The 5,750-nt window shown below is 59.9% G+C and carries 4 protein-coding genes; 2 read left to right on the forward strand and 2 right to left on the reverse strand.

The features are described from left to right. A partial coding sequence (locus H5U08_RS08775) for a hypothetical protein (protein WP_297032239.1) occupies positions 1–429 on the reverse strand: 429 nt, incomplete at its 3' end. Positions 430–463: 34 nt separating this feature from the next. Beyond that, entirely contained in the window at positions 464–2,110 is a 1,647-nt protein-coding gene (locus H5U08_RS08780) for a SpoIIE family protein phosphatase (protein ID WP_297032241.1), read from the reverse strand. Between the two features lie 552 nt (positions 2,111–2,662). Here H5U08_RS08780 and H5U08_RS08785 point away from each other — a divergent pair. Further along, positions 2,663–3,910, forward strand: coding sequence for a hypothetical protein (locus H5U08_RS08785; protein WP_297032243.1), 1,248 nt, complete (start codon positions 2,663–2,665; stop codon positions 3,908–3,910). Between the two features lie 76 nt (positions 3,911–3,986). Then, positions 3,987–5,414: a glycosyltransferase family 39 protein gene (locus tag H5U08_RS08790; RefSeq protein ID WP_297032245.1), complete on the forward strand. Its 1,428-nt coding sequence runs from the start codon at positions 3,987–3,989 to the stop codon at positions 5,412–5,414. Positions 5,415–5,750 lie beyond the last annotated feature (336 nt).

A 5,750-nucleotide genomic window follows, 5' to 3' on the forward strand; every position in this document is an offset into this window, starting at 1 on the left:
GTCCGAAGTACCGGGCACCTCGTTCGCGGCGGTTCGAGAGTCGGCTCTTGGGCTGGGCGTTTCTTCGTCTCCAAGCCACTCCTCTTCTGGAGAAGTTTCAGGGATTTCGCTCTCGTGGGTCTCCCGGTCGGTCTCTCCAGGATTCGTTGCCGGGACTCCGCCGTCCTCAGGGGCGCCGGGTAGAGTTTCTTCATCCCTTTTCAAAAGCCGCTTTTTGTCAAGCGCCGATGAGGGGGCATTGGGGCCGGCTGAGCCTGCGGGTAACTCGTCGCCGCTCATTTGGTTCTCGAATGCGAGACTGTCGTTCTCCAGGTTTTGGACGGCGGCTCGCAGATTGTCAATACAACGGCGGAAATAAATAGCTGTGGCGACTCCCAGGGCGAGGTTCAGTGTCGCCATAAGAATGAAGCTCAGCCACAGACCCAACATGGCGCTGCACCCCGGTTTTCAGGAGGCCGGGAATTTACGTTGTCTGCTTTTTCCGCGAGTTCCGGGTTGGGGCGGAACTCCGCCGCTTGATCATGAGAATCCCCGCCATACCCTGATCGGTGGAGGTTCGCTCTTCCAGAATGCCCTGGGCCTTCTCGACGAGCGTTTTGACGGGCAGGTGGAGATGGCTGCTGATCATCGGCAGAAGTTGTGTTTCCCAAAGGGGACGCTGCTGGACATCTTTCGCCTGACGGACGGCGGCCGTGGCCACAACGAGAACGGAGCCCTCGGGCACCGACCAGCGATGGGGGGTATATCCGGACTCGGGATCGACGCCGAGCAGCGCTCCGCTGGGAGGTACAACCCGATGACGCTTGGGCGTGATCAGAACGGCATGGATAGTTCCGGCGGAGGCCATGCGGAGACTGGAGCCGCGGGGATCGATCAGGCCACAGAAGATGGCCGCAGCCTGGTCCCCGGCCGATCCTGTCCACAGCGTCAGGTTGAGTTGCTCGACCAGTTTTCCCGGATCTTTGGCGTACTGGCACAGCGATCGCCACGCACTCCGCACGGACGTCAGGACAAGGGTGTTGCGCACGGAATCGTCCGGCATTTCACCCATTGCAAAGTGGATGCGGCCATCGCGACCGCAGCACCAGTCGTAAAAGGCGCCGCCCAGCCGGTCGGTCTCAAGCCAACCCGCAAACTCCCATCCTTCCACGAGCGGGGAAATGACCGGTAACTGGCTGCGGAGGAGGCGCTGAGCCGTTTCGAGCTGCCGTCGCAGGTGGGCGGCCTGGAGAGCCGTTTGCAGGGCGGCCTCCCGCTCGAGTTCGGCTGCCACCCGACCGGCCGTCACTTCCAAAAGGTCGATGTCTCTTTCGGTAAAAGTGCGTTCTTCCTGGGCAAAGACCCAAAGTGTTCCCAAAATCGTGGTCGGTGTTGAGATTGGCAGGCACACGGCCGAAGCACATGGCTCCGGGGGACGCCAGTGGGCGATCTGGGCAGCGGTTTCCAACGCCACCGCGTGACCCAGCATGGCTTCCAGATCGGCAAGTGATTCCTTGAGTTTTCGGGGCGGAGCGAGGAGCCGATTGACTGACATCCCCCACACCGCGCGGACTTTGAGATAAGTTGTGCTCTCATCGAGCATATACACCGCAGCCGCCTGGGCTCCCACGGCGGTCGCCGCCGCGCGGAGGACTTCTTCCAGTCGTCGGGCAAGGTGCTGGGTTTCTTCGGGGTGGGGGATCAGCGGAATAGCCGCAGCCAGCTCCGCTTCACGCTCCCATAGCGCGGTCCGGGTGGCGAGGATCTCGCCCAGTATGCCTGCCACACTGCGGGCCATTTCGACGGCGGGATGGGCAGGGGAAAGCTTTTCCCTCACACGATCGGTTGGATCAATTCGGAGGTGACCAAACGGACGACGGTTGCGCTCAGGCTGGCCGCCATCCGCTTGCGGCGCGACCACGGGAACATCCTGGGGGCTAGTGGGCTCTCCCCCTGGGATAAACCGAAGAAGACAACCCGTCGCTTCCAGAAAGGAGCGACAGAATTGCCGCCATCCCGCCACGGTGCTGACGTCTGCGGAAGGCGGGGGGGTGAACTCTTCGGCAACGATGCGCAAGGATCGCGGGGACATCTCTTGCACGGTTCTCAAACCTTCGCTGGCATGGTCCATGGTGGTCATCCCTGACAATTGCTTCTCCATAGCACGCATTTATTGTGAACTATTTTCTTTTCGCAGAATTCACAAAGGCCGTCGAGCGATCTGGCCTTCTATACAATCTAGCTTGTGTAGAACTAGTAGCTATTTTGACTTTCTCAGTATTCTCATCGCCTACAGATTCACATCGGAGGCAAGACAGGAAAAGTGAAATCCCGCACACAAATGGATTGTTTGTGAAGTTTGAGAAAGATGTACAGGGTACACGAGAAATTGTGCAGTCTGTCGATTGCATTGAGTGTTGGTGTTCGGGGAAGTGGGGACACTTTCGCCAATGGGGAAGCCTTGGATCACGCGAAGAGTCTGGCGTGAAAGTGCGAGTTGTGTAGATGGTGGGGGATGTGGTGAATTGAGTCGCCGGGCCGATCGTGCCGGAGGTATCGATTTTAGCGATTATTTCTGTTTTTCTGGCAGGCTTTGGCCGATGAGCAAAATGCAGTATCGGCTCTGAACAGCCAGCCGGGCTTGGTCTATCGGCGGCAAGAGGATTGACACGGAGGCGCACGCGTGAGACGAGTGCTTTGGCGAGCAGTCACGGGCGGGATGTTGTGGGCCCTGTGCCTGGTTTTGGGAATTCGCCTTGGACCGGCGGCCGAACCGCAAACCGGCAAAAGTCTGGCCTGGATGGCGGAAGAGGGAACGAACCAGAACGCCGACCAGGAATGGCCTCTCGGTACGTGGGACAGGGCGGCCTCGCAGGGTGAGCCGATCCCCACCCAAGGCACTGCTCCCTGCTGTGAAATCTGCGGCGCCGGCTACGACTGCCCTCATCTGTGGTCATGGTACAACGGCGCGAAGATTCTCAATCGCGGTCGGGCAAGACCCAAGCTTCTTTCTGTGGACGCCCTCGGCAACGGGAGGCTCAACACCAGCGACGCCAATTTCGATGTGGCCGGCGGATATGAAACCCGTGTCCTCTATTATCTGGGTAACGATCGCGAGAACCGCGACCAGTTCATCGAGTTCGTGTATTGGGGGCTCAACGAGTGGAAGGATACGCAGGCGGTTCGTGGGGAGCGCGTCACCTACAATTCCGACTTATTTGGGGGCACCCAGTTTACCGCGGGTGACCTGTTCTCTTTCTACGGTTTGCTCGACTTCAACTACGCGGACACACATCAGATTCGTTACGAGTCGGAAATCAACAATTTCGAGTTGAACTGGTGGTTCAAGCCGAGGCCGCGACCCGACCGACTCGCCCTGCTACCGAACGGCCGGTGGCAGCGGCAATGCCAGCCGGGCATGTATTTCAACTACGCTGTTGGATTTCGCAGCCTCTCCTTCGACGAAGGTTTCACCTTTGACAGTCGGGGAACGGTGATCACCGATGGAGGACCCGAATCACTTTACGCCCGGCAGACGATCTGGACTCAAAATGACACGTTTGGAATCCAACTGGCGGGCGAACTATTGTTCCGGCGGCACCGCTTCGAATGGGGAGCCCGCGTCAAAGCGGCACCCATGTTCAACTGGGCGGAACAGTTCACCGACTTTGCCCTGGCCCATCCACCCCATCACATCACCCGTTATGCAAAGGACGACGATGTGTCCTTTATGGGTGAAGTGAGCATCGTCGCCAATTATCGCCTTTGGGATCGTGTCCGCGTGTTTGGGGCCTACGATATGATGTGGCTGGACGGAGTGGCCCTGGCGCCCGAACAGGTCGATTTCACCCTGCTCAGCCCCGGGCGGATTAACGACAACGGGACCGTGTTCTTCCAGGGCGTTTCTCTTGGATTCGATGTCGTCTGGTGACAGCGCGGCCACTTTGGGCAGAAACCGAGGGAAAGCCCCTGGCGATTGACCGGGGGCTGCTTTATTCTGTTTTTTCATGATCACGCGCTGGCCGGATGGAATCTCTGCCGAACATCGTTCGTCCGCTATGGGGCGGCTTCTCATTGCCTCCGCGCTGGCCGTCCTGGCCGGACGGCTGGCAGTACTCCTCGTTCCCGGGGCTTTGACGACCGATCCCGACAGCTATCAGCATGTTGCCCGGGAGCTGGTCACACGAGGGAGCTTCAGTCTCGACGGCCGTCCCACGGCCTATCGCCCGCCGCTTTACCCGCTGGTGCTGGCAGGGGTTCAGGCCTGCTGGGGCGACTCGTGGCGGATTGGCGTGGCGGGTCTGCATTTATTGATGGGCTGGGCCACTGCGCTGTGCGCGGCCATTCTCGCAGGCCGAATTGGTGGACTCCGCGCGGCCGTTGCGGCGGTGTTGCTGGCGGGCTTCGATCCCCTTCTCCTGCATTCCAGCCGACTGGTGATGACAGAAACGCAGAGCGCTTTTCTGGCAGTCCTGGTCGTATGGCTGGCAAGCCGGGTGGCCAACCGCCCCTCAGGTTTCGCCTGGTTGGCCCTGGGACTGCTTTTGGGCGCGTGTGCCCTGACGAGGCCCACCTTTCTCTTGTGGCCGTTTGCTGCTGGAGGTCTTGCGCTCTTGTTCACAGCGCCGGGAAAAGGCGAGAAACCTTTTCGTGAACAAATGACCTCGTCATCACTGGAAGGGCCATCCGCAGGAAATCGCACCGACGTCCCTTCGCGGAGATCACGGGGGGCTTCATCCGGGGACATACTTCGTTGGCGGTTGCGCTCCATCTCCTGGCTCGGTTTGGGGGTGATTTTGGCACTGTTGCCGTGGGGACTGCGGAATCTCTTTGTGTTTGGAAAAGTCATCATCGGGACGACTCATGGGGGATATACGTTCTATCTGGCGAACAATGACGATTTTTATCAGTTTTTGCGGAACCCCGAGGACCGCCTGGTCTGGGACGGCGCTGAGTTTAATCGCCGATGGGAGGCCACGGTGGCCACCGAGGCCGGCTCTAACGAGCTGACGGCCGATCGCCTGGCGTATCGTCGGGCATGGCAAACCGTCCGCGCCCAGCCGGGCATGTTTCTTTATGCGTGCGGGTACCGGTTGCTCCAGTTATGGCGCCCCATTCCCCACCAGCTTGACCCTCGTGAACCGCTTTCTGTGCGGCTGGCTCGATGGGGAGTGGGGGTATTCTCTCTGGTGGAATACCTTTTCGCACTGGTCGGTTTGACTTTCGTGATCAGAAAGGCTCGACGGGAAGGGGAGACCTCCGCGTGGGCCCTCGCCGTGTGGGGATTGGGTCTGGCAATCACCCTCAGCGTTGTTCACACCTTCTACTGGAGCAACGTTCGGATGAGGACGCCGCTTGCTCCCGTTCTGGCGGTGTGGGCCGCCGTGGGAATGCAGCAGTGCCTGCGAAAAGGACGCCCGAATGATGCTCGGTAATTTCCGAACAGTCTGCCGCGCGTCGTTCCGGTGCAAACAAGATGCCTCGCAAAAGGCGCGGCGGGCCGCTCGTCAGACACGGGCACGCTCACGCGCCGGAGCGAATGTCAGCCCCCAGCCGGTTCCGTGTTGACAATGTCGTCAATAAGGTCGATCGGCCTCTGAAAAGACCTTTGAAGACGGAGTTTTTCGCTCTGTTCGGTCTCATTCAGGGGAACTTTCGACCGGGGATGGCGACGGGGCGGCATGGCTCTCTTGAGCCGCCGTCTGGGACCGGAGTGCCTGCCGGGCCCGCTCGACATAGGGTTGGGCCCATTCCTTTTGTCCGTAGAGTGT

The sequence above is a fragment of the Thermogutta sp. genome (genome assembly GCF_014359955.1).
Classification (GTDB): Bacteria; Planctomycetota; Planctomycetia; order Pirellulales; family Thermoguttaceae; genus Thermogutta.